Source organism: Salinifilum ghardaiensis (assembly GCF_054491345.1).
This window is the reverse complement of sequence record NZ_CM137101.1, coordinates 3,350,982-3,366,750: the sequence shown is the minus strand read 5'-3', so window position 1 is coordinate 3,366,750 and position 15,769 is coordinate 3,350,982. Positions and strand designations below refer to the sequence as shown.

The following is a 15,769-nucleotide window of genomic DNA, read 5'->3' as shown; positions in this document are numbered from 1 at the left end:
GTGGACCCCACGATGCGTGGACTGTATCGGACCTGATCTTGCTCCGGGCACGCGCGTCGGGAACGGACACGAGTGGAGCAGCGGCACCGCCCCGCCGGGGGACGCACCGGGCGGCAGGTGGGCGCGCGGGCGCGGCAGGGCCCGCCGCAGCTGTACGCGAAGCCCGTGACCTGGAACCATGGCGGCATGACCGAGCGCAAGCCGCCGAACCTCGACTTCGAGTCGTGGATCGACCGCCAGATCCGGGAAGCGGCCGAACGCGGCGAGCTCGACGACCTCCCCGGCACCGGGCAGCCCCTGCGCGGGTTGCACAAGAACGGCGAGGCGTGGTGGATCAAGGAGCGCGTCCAGCGCGAGGGGATCTCCGCCGAGGAGCTGCTGCCGGCTCCGCTGCGGCTGCGCAAGGAGGTCGAGCGGCTGCCGGAGGCGGTCCGCGACCTGCCCGACGAGCAGGCCGTGCGCGAGGAGGTCGCCGCGCTCAACCGGCGCATCGCGGCGGAGCTCAGCGCGCCCACCGGGCCGCGGGTGCGGCTGGCCCCCGTCGACGCGGACGAGCTCGTGCGGCAGTGGCGCGAGCAGCACGCCCGCCCGGCGCGGTCCCGCCCGGAGGAACTCCGGGTCGAGGAGCCCCGGGCTGCGGAGCCCCGGCTGGAGGAGTCCAGTCCTGCGGAGCGCGCGGCCGCGGAGGACCGCGCGCCCTGGTGGCGGCGGGCGCTGCGGCTCGGCCCGCGCAGGACGGCGCCGCGCACCGGCCGCTGAACCGGCCGCGGGCGTTCCTGCCCTCCGATCGCGCCGTGCGGGTCACCGGGGCGGTGTGGGACGCCGACGGCGTCGTGGCCGGCCGGAACTGACCACACCGCTGACCGCGCGGACGCGAGCGCTCCGGCCGCCAGCAACGCGGAAGCCGTGCGGGCAGCGGAAGGCGACACCTCGCCGCGGCAGCCTCAGCCCAGGTCGACGGCAGCTACCTGCGGCCGGGGAGGGCCGCCCGTCGAGCTGCTGCTCGGCGGGCCAGATCCCAACCCGGATCCACCCGCCACCAGGCGGTCCTCACTCCGGAAGATCGCGAAATCCTGGAGGGAGTCAACCGATTTCGCATACCAGCCGGCACGGGTGCTGATACCGGTGTTGTTGGTACCGGCAGCGGCTACCCGGATCAGGGTCTCGCCGGGCCGGGGCACGGTGACGTCCGTGCGGGACTCGTGCTTCAGGGCAGGCTCAACTTGGCCGTGCGACCTCCGTCGACCGTGTAGACCTGCCCGGTGATGAAGCCGGCCTCGTCGGCGGCGAGGAAGGCCACGAGAGCGGCGACTTCCTCCGGCTTCCCCGTGCCGGCCACCGGGTGGATGCGGCCGATGTCGCGTCGGAAGGCGTCGGGGTCTGGCGTGCTGTCGATGAATTCCAGGTTCAGATCCGTGTCGATCCAACCGGGCGCGACTGCGTTGCAGCGGATGCCTTCGTGCCCGTGATCGACCGCCACGGCGCGAGTGAGCCCGTGAAGGCCGGCCTTCGCTGCGGAGTACGCCGCGTGGCCCGGGTTGGCGCCGATTCCCTCGATCGAACCGGTATTGACGATGCTGCCTCCGGTGGCGCGCAGATGCGGCAGCGAGGCGCGGATGAGCAGGAAGGGGGCCGTCAGGTTCACGGTGAGGTTGCGCTGCCAGTCCTCCGGGGACATGGCTTCGACCGCGGATTCCTGCATCATGCCCGCGTTGTTCACCAACACGTCCAGCTTCCCGGCGCGATCGATCACCTCCGCGATGATCCTGTCAGGACAGGTGGGGTCGGAGAAATCAGCCGAGATGCCGTCGAACTCCTCGTCGGGGCCGCGTTGCACCGTGTAGACGGTCGCCCCTTCCTGCCGCAGCCGTCGAGCGATGGCCTTCCCGATGCCCGACCGTCCACCCGTGACCACCGCTACCTCGTCCTCGAAGCGCCTCATGACACCGACTTCCCTCCGTTGATCTCGACGAGCGTGCCGCACGTGCAGCGCGCGGCGTCCGAAGCGAGGAACAGCACGACGTCTCCGATGCCTTCGGCGGACAGCGCGGCACGGGCAGCGCGCAGTGCGGCCTCCGCACCGCTTTCGGGTCCTCCGGCGAGCCAGTCGGAATAGGCCCGGTACCGGTGCTCCAGCGCGCCGACGATCACCTCCCCTCGCGGCTGGAGGAGTACTCGTAGAGCGTCCGCAGGGAGACATCGGCCTCCGCGCGCAGGTCTCCGACGCCCTGCTCGGCAAAACCGCGCTCGGCGAAGCTCCGCTCCAGGTCGCTCGCGATTCGCTCTCTCGTATCCGTCATCGCGGCGTGGGAGCAGAGCGATCGTTCTACCTCGGCAAGGCGTCGGCGGGATCGAGGGGCGGCGGCCCCGGCGGACGCGCCAGGGGCCCGTTGCGGCGCATCGTGATGTTCGCCCCGAGCCGCCAGCTCCGCCGGCGCCCGCGACGTTGCGGGTCGGGCGGGAGCCGGCGTTCCCGCGCTGCCCCGGGCGGGGTGGGCCGTCCCGGGCGGGGCGGGGCGGTGGAAGCAGCCCGTGGCGCCGGTGCGCGGCTGGGTGACCAGCTCGCGGAGCACGCGGAGGGTCTTGATCGGCACATCTGCGCGCTCGGGCTCGTCGCTCATTCCCGCATCGTCTCCTACCAGCGGAACACTTGCGTTTGTAATTTGAACGCATTGTTCGCAAAATCTTGGCGCAACGAGGGCGTCCCGTCAACATCCGCTTCAACGGGTCGAGAGTCTTGACTTGACCGCGCGGGCTCTGCCAAGGTTTCTGGTCATCACGTTCGAAATATGAACACATGCGGATGTTCGGTCTCCGCGACGACGTGCTCATCGCCGCGTGGCGGCAGCTCCCGAACCGTTCGGCCCGCGGTCGGTGCCGCAGTGCTCCACCCCGACGTGTCCGAGACCGTTTCCACCTCCGCGCCACGTTGATTCGCGTCCACCGTCAGAAACGAGGAACGATGTCCGATCCGAGCAGAAGTGACCGCCCCGGCGTGCCCCAGGGCAGACGCAGGCTCCGCGAAGAGGACTGCATCGTCCTCGACAAACCGAAGCTCATCCGGGCGCAGGTCGGTGCCGGGGTCGGCAACTTCATGGAGTGGTACGACGTCGGAGTCTACGGTTACCTCACCGTCACCATGGCCCAGGTGTTCACCGCGGGCATGGACGAGACGCTCGGCCTGCTCGTGACGCTGTTCGGGTTCGCCGTGTCGTTCCTGGTCCGCCCGCTCGGTGGCGTCATCCTGGGCCCGCTGGGCGACAAGATCGGTCGCCGCAAGGTCATGTTCTTCACCATTGCGCTCATGGCCGCCGCGACCACGTTGATCGGTCTCCTGCCGGGGTCGGGCGCGATCGGGGCTTGGGCCGTCGTGCTCCTCTACCTGCTGCGCATGGTGCAGGGCTTCTCCACCGGCGGTGAGTACTCCGGCGCGTCGACCTACATCGCGGAGTTCGCCCCGGACAAGAACCGCGGGTTCTGGACCTCGCTGCTCAACAGCGGATCGCAGCTCGGTTTCGCGGCAGGTGCCGGTGTGGTCGCGGCGACCAGCGGCATCGCCAGCCACTTCTGGGGCCCGGACGCCATGGTCAACGGCGGCTGGCGCGTTCCGTTCCTCGTCGCGTTCGTCCTCGGCATCATCGCGATCGCGCTGCGCAGCAGGGTCTCGGAGTCCCCGACCTTCGAAGCGGCCCAGGAGAAGACCGCGGAGCAGGCGGCCGACCCGATGTTCGTCCGCCACAAGCTGCCCGGAGTTCTCAAGCACTACTGGCCGCAGGTGTTGATCGGCATCGCCCTCATCGGTGCCGACGGCGCGTCGTCGTACACCCTGACCAGCTACATGCCCACGTACCTGGAAACCCAGGTCGGGATCGCCACGTTCCACACGGCGCTCGCCACCGTCGTCATCCTCGTGCTGCAGGCCTTGCTGCTGCCGGTGTTCGGGCGGATGTCGGACAAGCTCGGGCGCAGGCCGGTCTACCTCATGGCGGCCGTCGGCAACCTGCTCCTGCTGCTCCCCGCGTTCGCGCTGATGAACCTGGGGGCCACGTGGTCGCTCTACGTCGCGCTGGCGCTCGTGATGGTTCCGGGAGCGCTGTTCCTGTGCATGAACGCCGCCATCATGGCCGAGCTGTACCCGACCGCGTCGCGGTACTGCGCCGTCGGATTCGTGCAGAACATCGCGGTCTCGCTGTTCGGCGGCACCGTGCCGGCGGTCTCCCAGCTGCTCGTGCAGGTGACCGGCAACAGCTACGCGCCCGCCTTCTACGTCATGTTCTTCTCCCTCATCGCAGTGGTCGCCGCCCTGTTCATGCGGGAGTCCGCCGCGCGCCCGCTGCGCGGATCGGTCCCGGTGGTCGCCAGCGGCGAAGAAGCCCGGGAACTCGTCGACGGCCAGGACGCGGACGAACGCCTGGACACGTCGACCATGCTCCTGGCACCCCTGCCCACGGCGGACAACCGCTCCTGATCCCTCCGGCGCCGTGGCGAACACGCCCGACCCAGTTTCCCACCGCCGCCTTCGCGTGGAAGGGAGAGCGCATGAAGCTCTCCGAGCCTGCCGTCTACTCGCACCAGACCTACTGCGCGCTGAGCGTCGGGAACCGGACGAGGTCGCCGAGCAGGTCCAGGGGTGGTGCAACCCGGACTCGGGGGGTGGCGGCGAGTTCGGGAGTAGGTGCTGTCGTGCAGCAGTTGGCGCGTTCCGGCGTCGACGACGGGAAAGCCGATGCGTGGGTGGTTTCCGCTGCTGCAGCTCCGCCGGTTCCTCGCGTGATCGCGCCCTCGAACATCGCGGCGATCTCGGAAGCGGTGCACGAGGGGCGGGGCGCCGGACGGGACCTCGTCGACCGTCACCGGCCGGGGCATTCCGCGCTCCCGTCGTGGACGCGGAGTGCCCGGACCCTGATCAGACCGCGTCTTCGCCGGTCTCACCGGTGCGCACGCGCACGACGTGCTCCACGGGCGTGACCCAGATCTTGCCGTCGCCGACGTTGCCGGTGCGCACCGCCTCGGTGATCCTGTCCAGCGTGGTGTCCACCGCGTCGTCCGGGACGAGCACCTCGACCCGGAGCTTCGGCAGGAAGTCCACGGAGTGCTCGGTGCCGCGGTAGACCTCGCGGTGGCCCTTCTGCCGCCCGTAGCCGTTGGCCTGGCTGACCGTCATGCCGAGCACTCCGGTCCGCGCCAGCGCTTTCTCGAGTTCGTCCAGTGCGGACGGCTGCACGACGGCGGTGATCATCTTCATGCGGGGGCTCCTTCCCGTGCTCGGTCGCGCCGCCCGAGGGTCGAACGGCCGATGCGCTCCTCGGCGAAGTGGTACGCGGATTCCGCGTGTTCGGACTCGTCGATGCCGACGGCTTCCCGCTCCGGCGCGATGCGGAACCCGAGAACGGCCTCGACCGCCCACGCCAGGACGAGGCTGGCGGCGAACGAGTAGGCCAGCACCGCGGCGGCCCCGACGGCCTGGCGCCACAGCTGGTCGACGCCACCGCCGTAGAACAGTCCCGCGATGCCTTCGGGTGCGTTCGGCGAGGCGAAGAGCCCCACCAGCACGGTGCCGAGGAGGCCGCCCACCAGGTGGATGCCGACGACGTCGAGCGAGTCGTCGAGGCCGAGGCGGAACTTCCACGTGACCGCCCAGGCGCAAAGGACCCCGGTGAGCGCGCCGATCGCGATCGCCCCGAGCGGGGTCACGGAGTTCGCCGCGGGGGTGATGGCCACGAGCCCCGCCACGATGCCGGAGGCGGCGCCGAGCGTGGTGGCGTGGCCGTCCCGCAGGCGTTCCACCAGAAGCCAGCCGAGGATGGCCGCGCTGGTGGCGACGAGCGTGTTCACCACCGCGACCGCGGCCTCGGTGTTGGCCGCCAGCGCCGAGCCGGCGTTGAACCCGAACCAGCCGAACCAGAGCAGGGCAGCGCCGAGCACCACCAGCGGCAGGTTGTGCGGCTTGCCCGGATTCTCGGGCCAGCCGCGCCGCTTGCCGAGCACGAGGGCCAGCGCCAGCGCCGCCGCACCGGAGTTGATGTGCACGGCGGTCCCGCCGGCGAAGTCGATCGCGCCCAGCCGGTTCGCGATCCAGCCGCCGGGGGCGAGCACGTTGCCCGCCGCGTCGGTCACGTCGAACGCGAAGACCCAGTGCGCGACCGGGAAGTACACCACCGCGGCCCACAGTGCGGCGAACAGCAGCCACGGGCCGAACCGGGCCCGGTCCGCGATCGCCCCGGAGATGAGGGCCACGGTCAGGATCGCGAACATCGCCTGGAAGCCGGCGAAGGCGATCGTCGGCACCGTGCCTTCCAGCTCCCCGTCCTCGAGAAGCGCGCCGAGGCCAAAGAACTCGTCCGGGGCACCGAGCAGCCCGAGGCCGCCCACGTCCGGGCCGAAGGCCAGCGAATAGCCGAAGAGCACCCACAGCACGCCGATCACCGCGATGCTGCCGAAGCTCATCATGAGCATGTTCAGCACGCCGCGCGAGCGCACCATGCCGCCGTAGAAGAACGCGAGTCCGGGTGTCATCAGCAGCACCAGGGCCGCACTGATCAAAACCCACGCAGTGTCACCAGTGTCCACGGAACACCTCCCTGAAGTTGCTGTCGCACCGCAGTCTCGGAGGCCGGTGTTTCCGGGATGTGTCCGTTCGCAACACTTCTGCGTAAACGAACGCTCGTGTCTGTGACGAGTTCGTTTCCCCGGGAAAGACCTGGGGTTCGGCGCGATCAGCGGTCTCGTGAAGCCTCTGGCGCGACGCGCGCTCGCGAAGCGGCACGTGCCGTCGGCTCAGCAGTTTCGCGATCAACGCTTGGCTCGGTGCCCAGGACAGCTCCGCTCGGCGCGGTGCCGTTCCACCGCGTACCGCCCGTCCGGGGGCAATCGACTGTGCACAGCGTCTACCGCGCATCGGTGCGGGACGCGGGAGCGCATGCGCGCACCCGGACGGCCACGCGGCGACCCCGCCTGCGGGCGGAGCGCTCACCGCAGCGCCGGTCATGCCGTGAGCGATGTTTTTCGCCGCGTAACACGTAAGCAACGCCGCTGGAAACATCCCGTTCCTAGCGTCGTCGGCACGCCGAGGAAAGGAGACGCCGGTGGCGACTGACGCTGTGCGCGCGATCGGGCGCTGGCGCGAGGGCTGGGACCCCGAAGACCGCGCCTTCTGGGAGCGCACGGGACGCCGGGTGGCGCGGCGGAACCTCGTGCTGTCGATCTTCGCCGAGCACGTCGGCTTCTCGGTGTGGAACTTCTGGTCGGTGCTGGTGCTGTTCCTGTCACCGGACATCGGTTTCGACTTCACCGCCGGGGAGAAGTTCCTGCTCGGGGTGCTGCCGACGCTCGTGGGTGCGGTACTGCGGCTGCCCTACAGCGCGGCAGTGACGCGCTTCGGCGGTCGCACCTGGACGATCATCGCCTCGGCGCTGCTGCTGGTACCGACCCTCGCGGCGGCCGTGCTCGTGCACCACCCGGGCGCGCCGCTGTGGGTGTTCGTGCTCGTCGGTGCGACCAGCGGTGTCGGCGGGGCCACCTTCGCCTCCTCGATGACGAACATCGCCGCGTTCTACCCCCGGAGCGAGCAGGGTTGGGCGCTGGGGCTCAACGCGGGCGGCGGCAACATCGGCGTGGCGACGATGCAGCTGATCGGGCTGCTGATCATCGCCACCGCAGGGGATGCGCATCCGGCGTACGTGTGCGTGGTGTACCTGCCGCTGATCGTGCTGGCGGCGTTGGGTGCCGCACTGGGCATGGACGACATCGACGCCGTCCGAGCCCGGCCGGGTGCGCAGGTCGAAGCGGTGCGCGAGCGGCACACCTGGCTGCTGTCGCTGCTGTACGTCGGCACGTTCGGTTCGTTCATCGGATACAGCTTCGCCTTCGGGCTCGTGCTGCAGACCGAGTTCGGTTTCGGTGCGCTGCAGGCGGCCTCGTACACGTTCCTGGGCCCCCTGCTGGGATCGCTGTCGCGCCCGGTGGGCGGCCGGCTGGCCGACGTCATCGGCGGGGCGCGGCTGACGCTGGCGAACTTCCTCGGCATGGCGGCGGGCACGGCGGTGCTGCTGCACGCCTCCGCGGTGGCCTCGTTCCCGCTGTACCTGGCGGCGTTCATCGCGCTGTTCGTGCTCACCGGTGTGGGCAACGGGGCGGTGACCACGATGATCCCGGCGGTGTTCGCCGAGCAGGCTGCCTCCGCGGTGGCCGCGGGAGCGGATCCGGGCACGGCGCGGGAGCGCTCGCGCCGGGTTTCCGGCGCGGTCATCAGCATCACCGGTGCGCTCGGCGCGTTGGGCGGGGTGTTCATCAACCTGGCCTTCCGCGCCTCCTACGGCGGTCCGGCCGGTGACGGCGATACCGCGCTGCTGGTGTTTCTGGCCTTCTACGTCTGCTGCGCCCTGCTGATCTGGGCGGTGTACCTGCGGCGCTCGCGGGGGTTGTCGGACGCGTCGTGCACCGGAACGCCCGCGAACGCCACCTCGGAGGTGGAACATGTCTGAGCAGTCGTCGCTCGCTGCGGTCATGTCGGACGCGCCGACCGGTGAGGTGCACACGCACTGCCCGTACTGCGCGCTGCAATGCGGCACCTACCTGCACCGCGCGGCGGAGGGCGTCGCGGTGCGCCCATCGGAGTTCCCGGTCAACCAGGGTGGCCTGTGCCAGAAGGGGTGGACCGCTCCCGAACTGCTGGACACCGCCGACCGCCTGGAGCAGCCGCTGCTGCGCCGCGAGGGGCAGCTCGTGCCGGTGGACTGGGACACGGCGCTGGAGGTGATCGCCGAGCGGGTGACCGCACTGCGGGCCGCGCGCGGCGCAGACGCGGTGGCCGTGTTCGGCGGCGGCGGGTTGACCAATGAGAAGGCCTATCAGCTGGGCAAGTTCGCCCGTGTGGCGCTGGGTACTGCGCAGATCGACTACAACGGCCGGTTCTGCATGTCCTCGGCCGCGGCGGCCGGCACGGCGGCGTTCGGCGTGGACCGCGGGTTGCCGTTCCCCGTGACCGATTTCGACGGAGCCGACGTGGTGCTGCTGGCGGGGGCGAATCCGGGCGAGACGATGCCGCCGCTGATGCGCCACCTGACCGGCTCCCAGCTGGTGGTCATCGACCCGCGGCGCACGGCCACGGCCGAGCAGGCCGCGCTGCACCTGCAGCCAGCACCCGGCAGCGATCTGGCCCTGGCGATGGGGCTGCTGCACCTGGCGATCATCGACGGCCACGTGGATCGGGACTACGTGGCCGACCGCACCCGCGGTTTCGAGGAGGCCAGGCCGCAGGTGATGCACTGGTGGCCGCAGCGGGTGGAGCGCGTCACCGGCGTGCCGGTGGCGGACCAGCGCGCGGCGGTGCGGATGCTCGCCGAGGCGGGCAACGCTTACCTGCTCACCGGCCGTGGGGTGGAGCAGCACAGCACCGGCACCGACACCACGGCCGCGTTCATCAACCTGGCCCTGGTGCTGGGGTTGCCCGGCCGCGTGGGCAGCGGGTACGGCTGCCTGACCGGGCAGGGCAACGGCCAGGGTGGGCGGGAGCACGGGCAGAAGGCCGACCAGCTGCCCGGCTACCGGATGATCACCGATCCGGCCGCGCGGGAGCACCTGGCCGCCGTGTGGGGCGTGCCGACCGCGTCGCTGCCCGGGCCGGGCCGGTCCGGCTACGAGCTGTTCGACGCGCTCGGCCGCGACGACGGGCCGTCCGGGTTGTTCGTGTTCGGTTCCAACCCTGTGGTGTCGGCGCCGCGCTCGGCCCACGTGACCGAGCGGTTGGCCGCGTTGGACCTGCTGGTGGTGGCCGACTTCGTCCCTTCGGAGACGGCGCGCGTGGCCGACGTCGTGCTGCCGGTGTGCCAGTGGGCCGAGGAAGAAGGCACGATGACCAACCTCGAAGGGCGGGTGCTGCGGCGGCGCGCGCTGCACGCACCGCCGGGGGCGGTGCGCAGCGACCTGGCGGTGTTGCGGGAGTTGGCGGTGCGGCTGGGCCAGCCGGCCGAGCGGTTCCCGGACGAGCCGCGGGAGGTGTTCGCCGAGCTGCGGCGCGCTTCGGCGGGCGGCGCGGCCGACTACTCCGGCATCAGCTACGAGCGGATCGACGCGGGTGAGGCGCTGCACTGGCCCTGCCCGGGCGGGGAGCACCCGGGAACGCCGCGGATGTTCCTCGACGGGTTCGCGCACGCCGACGGGCGGGCCCGGTTCGCGGCGGTGGAGTACCGCGAACCGGCGGAGATCCCGGACGAGGAGTTCCCGCTGGCGGCGACGACCGGGCGGCTGCTGGCGCAGTACCAGTCGGGGGCGCAGACGCGGCGGGTGCCGGAGCTCAACGCGGCCGACGCCGCGGCGTCCGTGCAGGTGCACCCGGACACGGCGGCGCGATCCGGCGTGTCCGAGGGCGCGTGGGCGCGGGTGTCCTCGCGGCGCGGCAGCGCGGTGGTGCGCGTGCGGGTGGTGGCGAGCATGCGGCCGGACACGGTGTTCGTGCCGTTCCACTTCGCCGCCGAGGGGCGGGCGAACCTGCTGACCGGGGACGCGCTGGACCCGCGCAGCCGCATGCCCGAGTTCAAGATCAGCGCGGTGCGCCTGGAACCGGTGGAGGGCGCGGCATGAGCGGAATCGTGATCGTGGGCAACGGGCCGTGCGCGCACCAGCTGGTCACGCGGCTGCGCGAGCACGGTTACAGCGGTGGGGTCGTGGTGCTCGGCGCGGAGGACGCGCCGGCGTACAACCGGGTGCTGCTGCCGTCGGTGCTGGCCGGGTCGCTGCGTGCGCAGGACGCGGTGCTGCCCGACGTGGGCGCGCAGGTGCACCGCGGGGTGCGCGTGGCCGCGGTCGACACCGTGGGCAAGACCGTGTCCACCACCGACGGGCGGTGTTTCGACTACGACGCGCTGGTGCTGGCCACCGGGTCGGTCTCGCGGGAGGGCGCTCCCGGCGCCGCGGAGGGTCCCGGGGCTGTCGCGACGGCCGGCGCGGAGGCGACCGCGGAACCGCCGGTGTGGTCACCGCGCACGCTGGGCGACTGCGCGCGGCTGGACGGCGGCAACGGCCCGGTCGCGGTGCTCGGTGGCGGGGTGCTCGGCGTGGAGGTGGCCTGCGCGCTGCGGACCCGGGGGCGCGCGGTGACGTTGGTGCACCGCCGGGCCTGGCCGATGAACCGGCAGCTGGATGGTTCCTCCGGCGGGATGCTCGCCGCGCAGCTGCGCGAGCTCGGCGTGGACCTGCGGCTGGAGCGCACGGCGGTGGCCCGCCGCGCCGGCGGGGTGGAGCTGGACGACGGTGCGCACGTCGCGGCCGCGCACGTGCTGACCTGCGTCGGTGCGCGGCCGGCCGTGGAGCTGGCGGCGCGGGCGGGCCTGGCGGTGCGTGACGGCGTGGTCGTCAACGCCGCGGGGAGCACCTCGGATCCGCACGTCTTCGCGATCGGCGACTGCGCCGAACATCCGCAGTTGCCGGCCGGGCAGCTCAGCTCCGGCTGGGACCAGGCGGAGGCGGTGGCGCGGGCGTTGACTGGTGGCGAGCCGCACCGGCCGACGGCGGCGCGGGTGATGCGGCCGCGCACGCGGGACGTGGACGTGGCCGTGCTCGGCGATCCGGACGCGGCGCCGCAGGTGAGCACGGTGACGTTGTCTGACCCGGCGCGGTGGCGCTATGCCCGGTTGGCGCTGCGCGGCGACCGGTTGCTCGGGGCGGTGCTGTTCGGTCTGCCCGCGGCGATCGCCGCGCTGACCCAGCTGTACGAGCGAGGTGCTCCGGTGCCGCGCAGTCGGCTGTCGCTGCTGCTGGGACTGCCGGAACGCACCGGAACCGGCGGTGGGGAGCTGCCGGACGACGCCGTGGTGTGCCACTGCAACAACGTCACGAAGGAGTCCGTGCTCGCAGCCCGCGACGACGGGGCGCGGACGGTGCCGGAGTTCGCCCGGGCCACCCGGGCCACCACCGGCTGCGGGGGCTGCCTGCCGGTGATCGAACGCCTGTGCCGCACCGCGGACGACCGCACCGATCGAATCCAGGAGGACGCCACATGACCAGCACGCTGATCATCATCGGCCACGGCATGGTGGGCCACCGGCTCGTCGAGGAGATGCGGGCGCGCGACAACGCCGACGCGTGGCGCGTGCTCGTGTTCGCCGAAGAGGAGCGGCCAGCCTACGACCGAGTGGCACTGTCGTCGTACATCCAGGGCACGACCGCGGAAGAGCTGAGCCTCGGCAGCGGGGAGCTGTTCGCCGACCCGATGGTACAGCTGCACCTCGGCAACCCGGTGACCGGCATCGACCGCGATGCGCAGCAGGTGACCACCCGCGAGGGCGCGGTGTTCGCCTACGACGCGCTCGTGCTCGCCACGGGTTCGCGCCCGTTCGTGCCGCCGGTGCCGGGGCGGGAACTGGACGGCTGCTTCGTCTACCGCACCATCGAGGACCTCGACGCGATCCGGCAGGCGGCCGTGGCGGGGCGCCCCGGTGTGGTCGTCGGGGGTGGTCTGCTCGGGTTGGAGGCGGCGAACGCGCTGCGGCTGCTCGGCATGGACACGCACGTGGTGGAAATGGCGCCGCGGCTGATGCCGCTGCAGGTCGACGAGGGCGGCGGCCAGGTGCTCGACGGGCTGGTCACCGACCTGGGGTTGAGCACGCACTGCGGCGCGGCCACGCAGTCCATCGACGGCGGGTACGGCCGGGTCACCGCGGTGACGCTCGGCGACGGCACCGTGCTGGCCACCGACGTCGTGGTCTTCTCCGCCGGGGTGCGTCCGTGCGATGACCTGGCCGAGCCGACCGGGTTGGAACGCGGCGAGCGCGGGGGTTTCCTCGTCGACGAGCAGTGCCGCACCGCCGACGAGCGCATCTGGGCCGTCGGCGAGTGCGCCGCCGTGGCGGGTCAGTGCTACGGCCTGGTCGCGCCGGGTTACAGCATGGCCGAGGGTGTGGCCGAGCAGCTCGTCGCCGGTGGTGCAGGCACCTTCCCGGGCGCGGACCTGTCGACGAAGCTGAAGTTGCTGGGCGTGGACGTGGCCAGTTTCGGCGACGCGCACGGCCGGTCCGCGGGCGCGTTGGAGGTCGTCTACACCAACAACGCTGCCGGCACCTACGCCAAGCTCGTGCTCAGCGATGACGCGCAGACGCTGCTGGGCGGGGTGCTCGTCGGCGATGCCGCCGCCTACGGCACGCTGCGGCCGCTGGTGGGTCGCGAGCTGCCGGCACCGCCGGAGCAGCTGCTGCTGCCCGCCGGGGCCGAGGTCGGCGCCGGCGGGCTGCCCGGGGACGCCACGGTGTGCTCGTGCAACAACGTCTGCAAGGACGCCGTCGTCGGTGCGGTCCAGGAGGGCGCGACCGATGTGGGGGGCCTCAAGGCGCGGACGAAGGCGGGCACGAGCTGCGGTTCGTGCGTGCCGATGTTGACCAAGCTGCTCGGCGAGTGCGGCGTGGTCACCTCGAAGGCGCTGTGCGAGCACTTCGCCCAGTCGCGCGCGGAGCTGTTCGAGATCGTCCGCGCCACGACGATCACCTCGTTCTCCGAGCTCATCTCTCGCTACGGCAGCGGCAGCGGCTGCGCGATCTGCAAGCCGGCGGTGGCGTCGATCCTGGCCAGCCTCGGCACGGGGCACGTCCTCGACGGCGAGCAGGCCGCGCTGCAGGACACCAACGACCGGTTCCTGGCGAACATGCAGCGCAACGGAACGTACTCGGTGGTTCCGCGCGTGCCGGGCGGGGAGATCACCCCGGACAAGCTCATCGTGCTCGGCGAGGTCGCCCGGGACTTCGGGCTGTACACCAAGATCACCGGTGGGCAGCGGGTGGACCTGTTCGGCGCGCGGGTGGAGCAGCTGCCGCAGATCTGGCAGCGGCTGGTCGACGCGGGCTTCGAGTCCGGCCACGCCTACGGCAAGGCGCTGCGCACGGTGAAGTCCTGCGTCGGCAACGACTGGTGCCGCTACGGCGTGCAGGACTCGGTGAGCATGGCGATCCGCCTGGAGCTGCGCTACCGGGGGTTGCGCTCGCCGCACAAGATCAAGGCGGCGGTGTCCGGCTGCGCCCGCGAGTGCGCTGAGGCCAACAGCAAGGACTTCGGAGTGATCGCCACTGAGAACGGGTGGAACCTCTACGTCGGCGGCAACGGTGGGTTCGCCCCGCGGCACGCGCAGCTGCTGGCCGGTGATCTCGGCGACGACGAGTTGATCCGGCTCGTCGACCGGTTCCTCGTGTTCTACATCCGCTCGGCCGACCGGTTGCAGCGCACGTCGGCGTGGCTGGAGGAGCTGGACGGCGGCCTGGAGCACCTGCGGTCGGTGGTCGTGGACGACGCGCTGGGCATCTGCGCGGACCTGGAGGAGGCGATGCACCAGCACGTCGTCGATTACACCGACGAGTGGGCGGCGGTGCTGCGCGACCCGGACAAGCTGGCGCGGTTCGTGTCGTTCGTCAACGCACCGGAGACGCCCGATCCGACGATCAGTTTCACCGAGGAGCGGGGGCAGATCCGGCCGAATCCGGTGACGCTGCCGCAGCCGGCGGTCCGCGACCGCGAGGAGGTCCAGGCATGAGTTGGTTGCCCGTCTGCGACGTGACGCGCCTGCAGCCGGAGTGCGGCATGCCGGTGCTGGTCGGTGACCACCCGGTGGCGGTGTTCCGCACGCGCGAGGAGGAGTTGTTCGCCGTGAGCAACGTGGACCCGTTCTTCGGGGCGGGGGTGATCAGCCGCGGCATCGTCGGGGACCGCGAGGGCGAGCCGACGGTGGCCTCACCCCTGCTCAAACAGGTCTTCGCCCTGCGCACCGGGCAGTGCCTGGACGAGCCTGAGATGACGCTGCCGGTGTACCCGGTGCGGAACCGGCAGAACGTGGTGGAGATCGCCGTTCCATGACCGAACCGCTGGCGGGTTTCACGGTGGCCGTCGCGGCGGCGCGGGGCGGGTCGAGGATCTCGCCGCGCCGCGGGCGGCGCAGCGGCGCGGAGGTCGTGCGCGGTCCGGCGCTGCGGATCCTGCCGCTGAAACCGGAGACGGACGGGGCGCGAGGGGACGACGCGTGAGTTCGAGGGTACTGCTGGCCGCACACGGCACACGCGAGCCGGCCGGGCCGCGCGTCATCAACGCCATCGCTGCACGAGTCTCGGCGCGACTGGACGTGCCGGTGCACACCGCCTACGTCGACGTCATCGGTCCCACGATCGCCGACGTGCTGCGGGCCGATCCGGGACCGTTCGTGGTGGTGCCGGCGTTCTTGTCGTCCGGATACCACGTGCGCAGCGACGTTCCCGCAGGTATGGCCTCCTCGGCGAGGAACGACGTGCTGGTCAGCCCGGCACTGGGGCCGGCACCGGAGCTGGCGGTGGCGATGCGGGACCGTCTGCGCGAAGCGGGCTGGCGCCCCGGCGCAGAGGTGATGTTCTCCGCGGCCGGCTCGACCGACCCCAGGGCGTTGCAGGAGACTTGCGGAGCCGCCGGGATGCTCGGCCGCGCGTGCGGGCAAACCTTGTCAGCCACCTACGTCACCGCGGCCGAGCCGCGCACGGCCGCAGTGTGCCACCGCCCGGCGTTCATCGCGCCCTACCTGCTCGCTCCCGGGCTGTTCCACCGCGAACTGGCAAAGCTGCCGGTACGCGGAGTCGCCGCACCGATCGGAGCGCACCCGCGCGTCATCGACCTGGTAGTGCGGCGATACGAGGAAAGCTTCGCGTTGTCAGCCTCCTGACGCGGCTCAACGACCGCTGATGCGAACGGACGACCCGGGACCCACCACCGCTCGGACCGCTCCGTCGATGTGCGCGATCCTCGCTGGAGCCGCGGGGCAGTGGATCGA

14 protein-coding genes are annotated in these 15,769 nt (G+C 71.7%); 9 read left to right on the top strand and 5 right to left on the bottom strand.

Annotated features, from left to right (window positions below):
* Positions 1–186 precede the first annotated feature (186 nt).
* Entirely contained in the window at positions 187–759 is a 573-nt protein-coding gene (locus ACVGV0_RS15270) for a DnaJ family domain-containing protein (RefSeq protein ID WP_459156357.1), read from the top strand.
* A 448-nt stretch (positions 760–1,207) separates the two neighbouring features.
* Here the strand turns inward: ACVGV0_RS15270 and ACVGV0_RS15265 are convergent, their stop codons facing one another.
* From ACVGV0_RS15265 to ACVGV0_RS15255, 3 genes are read right to left on the bottom strand one after another with little or no spacing between them, the layout of a single operon-like run.
* A complete protein-coding gene (locus ACVGV0_RS15265; RefSeq protein WP_459156356.1) occupies positions 1,208–1,942 on the bottom strand; it encodes an SDR family NAD(P)-dependent oxidoreductase in 735 nt (244 codons plus the stop codon).
* On the bottom strand, positions 1,939–2,151 hold the full coding sequence (locus ACVGV0_RS15260; protein ID WP_459156355.1) for a hypothetical protein: 213 nt from the start codon (positions 2,149–2,151) through the stop codon (positions 1,939–1,941). Before ACVGV0_RS15260 ends, ACVGV0_RS15265 begins: the two co-directional genes overlap by 4 nt.
* A complete protein-coding gene (locus ACVGV0_RS15255; RefSeq protein ID WP_459156354.1) occupies positions 2,148–2,300 on the bottom strand; it encodes a hypothetical protein in 153 nt (50 codons plus the stop codon). The genes ACVGV0_RS15260 and ACVGV0_RS15255 overlap by 4 nt, the downstream gene beginning before the upstream one ends.
* 695 nt (positions 2,301–2,995) lie before the next feature.
* Between ACVGV0_RS15255 and ACVGV0_RS15250 the strand changes: the two genes are divergently transcribed.
* On the top strand, positions 2,996–4,468 hold the full coding sequence (locus ACVGV0_RS15250) for an MFS transporter (protein ID WP_459156353.1): 1,473 nt from the start codon (positions 2,996–2,998) through the stop codon (positions 4,466–4,468).
* 438 nt (positions 4,469–4,906) lie between these two features.
* Here the strand turns inward: ACVGV0_RS15250 and ACVGV0_RS15245 are convergent, their stop codons facing one another.
* A complete protein-coding gene (locus ACVGV0_RS15245) occupies positions 4,907–5,245 on the bottom strand; it encodes a P-II family nitrogen regulator (protein ID WP_459156352.1) in 339 nt (112 codons plus the stop codon).
* Positions 5,242–6,570 (bottom strand): ammonium transporter, encoded by a 1,329-nt coding sequence (locus ACVGV0_RS15240; RefSeq protein WP_459156351.1) that lies wholly within the window; start codon positions 6,568–6,570, stop codon positions 5,242–5,244. Before ACVGV0_RS15240 ends, ACVGV0_RS15245 begins: the two co-directional genes overlap by 4 nt.
* A 515-nt stretch (positions 6,571–7,085) precedes the next feature.
* Between ACVGV0_RS15240 and ACVGV0_RS15235 the strand changes: the two genes are divergently transcribed.
* Genes ACVGV0_RS15235 through ACVGV0_RS15205 form a run of 7 tightly spaced genes read left to right on the top strand, consistent with a single transcriptional unit; the run spans position 7,086 to position 15,661 of the window.
* Positions 7,086–8,483, top strand: coding sequence for an MFS transporter (locus ACVGV0_RS15235; RefSeq protein ID WP_459156350.1), 1,398 nt, complete (start codon positions 7,086–7,088; stop codon positions 8,481–8,483).
* A complete protein-coding gene (locus tag ACVGV0_RS15230) occupies positions 8,476–10,581 on the top strand; it encodes a molybdopterin oxidoreductase family protein (RefSeq protein WP_459156349.1) in 2,106 nt (701 codons plus the stop codon). The genes ACVGV0_RS15235 and ACVGV0_RS15230 overlap by 8 nt, the downstream gene beginning before the upstream one ends.
* On the top strand, positions 10,578–11,999 hold the full coding sequence (locus tag ACVGV0_RS15225; RefSeq protein ID WP_459156348.1) for an FAD-dependent oxidoreductase: 1,422 nt from the start codon (positions 10,578–10,580) through the stop codon (positions 11,997–11,999). The genes ACVGV0_RS15230 and ACVGV0_RS15225 overlap by 4 nt, the downstream gene beginning before the upstream one ends.
* Positions 11,996–14,512 carry a nitrite reductase large subunit NirB gene (gene nirB, locus ACVGV0_RS15220; protein WP_459156347.1) on the top strand — a complete coding sequence of 839 codons (2,517 nt, stop codon included), beginning with the start codon at positions 11,996–11,998 and terminating at the stop codon, positions 14,510–14,512. The genes ACVGV0_RS15225 and nirB overlap by 4 nt, the downstream gene beginning before the upstream one ends.
* The gene (gene nirD / locus ACVGV0_RS15215; RefSeq protein ID WP_459156346.1) at positions 14,509–14,832 is read left to right on the top strand and encodes a nitrite reductase small subunit NirD; all 324 of its coding nucleotides are present in this window, start codon (positions 14,509–14,511) and stop codon (positions 14,830–14,832) included. Before nirB ends, nirD begins: the two co-directional genes overlap by 4 nt.
* Positions 14,829–14,999: a hypothetical protein gene (locus tag ACVGV0_RS15210; RefSeq protein WP_459156345.1), complete on the top strand. Its 171-nt coding sequence runs from the start codon at positions 14,829–14,831 to the stop codon at positions 14,997–14,999. Before nirD ends, ACVGV0_RS15210 begins: the two co-directional genes overlap by 4 nt.
* Positions 14,996–15,661: a sirohydrochlorin chelatase gene (locus tag ACVGV0_RS15205; RefSeq protein WP_459156344.1), complete on the top strand. Its 666-nt coding sequence runs from the start codon at positions 14,996–14,998 to the stop codon at positions 15,659–15,661. The genes ACVGV0_RS15210 and ACVGV0_RS15205 overlap by 4 nt, the downstream gene beginning before the upstream one ends.
* Positions 15,662–15,769 lie beyond the last annotated feature (108 nt).

What these genes read in the sequence shown, in the direction of transcription:
- ACVGV0_RS15210 (WP_459156345.1), top strand. Translation starts at nt 14,829, where the DNA reads ATGACCGAACCGCTGGCGGGTTTCACGGTGGCCGTCGCGGCGGCGCGG.
- nirB (WP_459156347.1), top strand. Translation starts at nt 11,996, where the DNA reads ATGACCAGCACGCTGATCATCATCGGCCACGGCATGGTGGGCCACCGG.
- ACVGV0_RS15245 (WP_459156352.1), bottom strand. Translation starts at nt 5,245, where the DNA reads ATGAAGATGATCACCGCCGTCGTGCAGCCGTCCGCACTGGACGAACTC.
- ACVGV0_RS15225 (WP_459156348.1), top strand. Translation starts at nt 10,578, where the DNA reads ATGAGCGGAATCGTGATCGTGGGCAACGGGCCGTGCGCGCACCAGCTG.
- ACVGV0_RS15270 (WP_459156357.1), top strand. Translation starts at nt 187, where the DNA reads ATGACCGAGCGCAAGCCGCCGAACCTCGACTTCGAGTCGTGGATCGAC.
- ACVGV0_RS15255 (WP_459156354.1), bottom strand. Translation starts at nt 2,300, where the DNA reads ATGACGGATACGAGAGAGCGAATCGCGAGCGACCTGGAGCGGAGCTTC.
- ACVGV0_RS15230 (WP_459156349.1), top strand. Translation starts at nt 8,476, where the DNA reads ATGTCTGAGCAGTCGTCGCTCGCTGCGGTCATGTCGGACGCGCCGACC.
- nirD (WP_459156346.1), top strand. Translation starts at nt 14,509, where the DNA reads ATGAGTTGGTTGCCCGTCTGCGACGTGACGCGCCTGCAGCCGGAGTGC.
- ACVGV0_RS15265 (WP_459156356.1), bottom strand. Translation starts at nt 1,942, where the DNA reads ATGAGGCGCTTCGAGGACGAGGTAGCGGTGGTCACGGGTGGACGGTCG.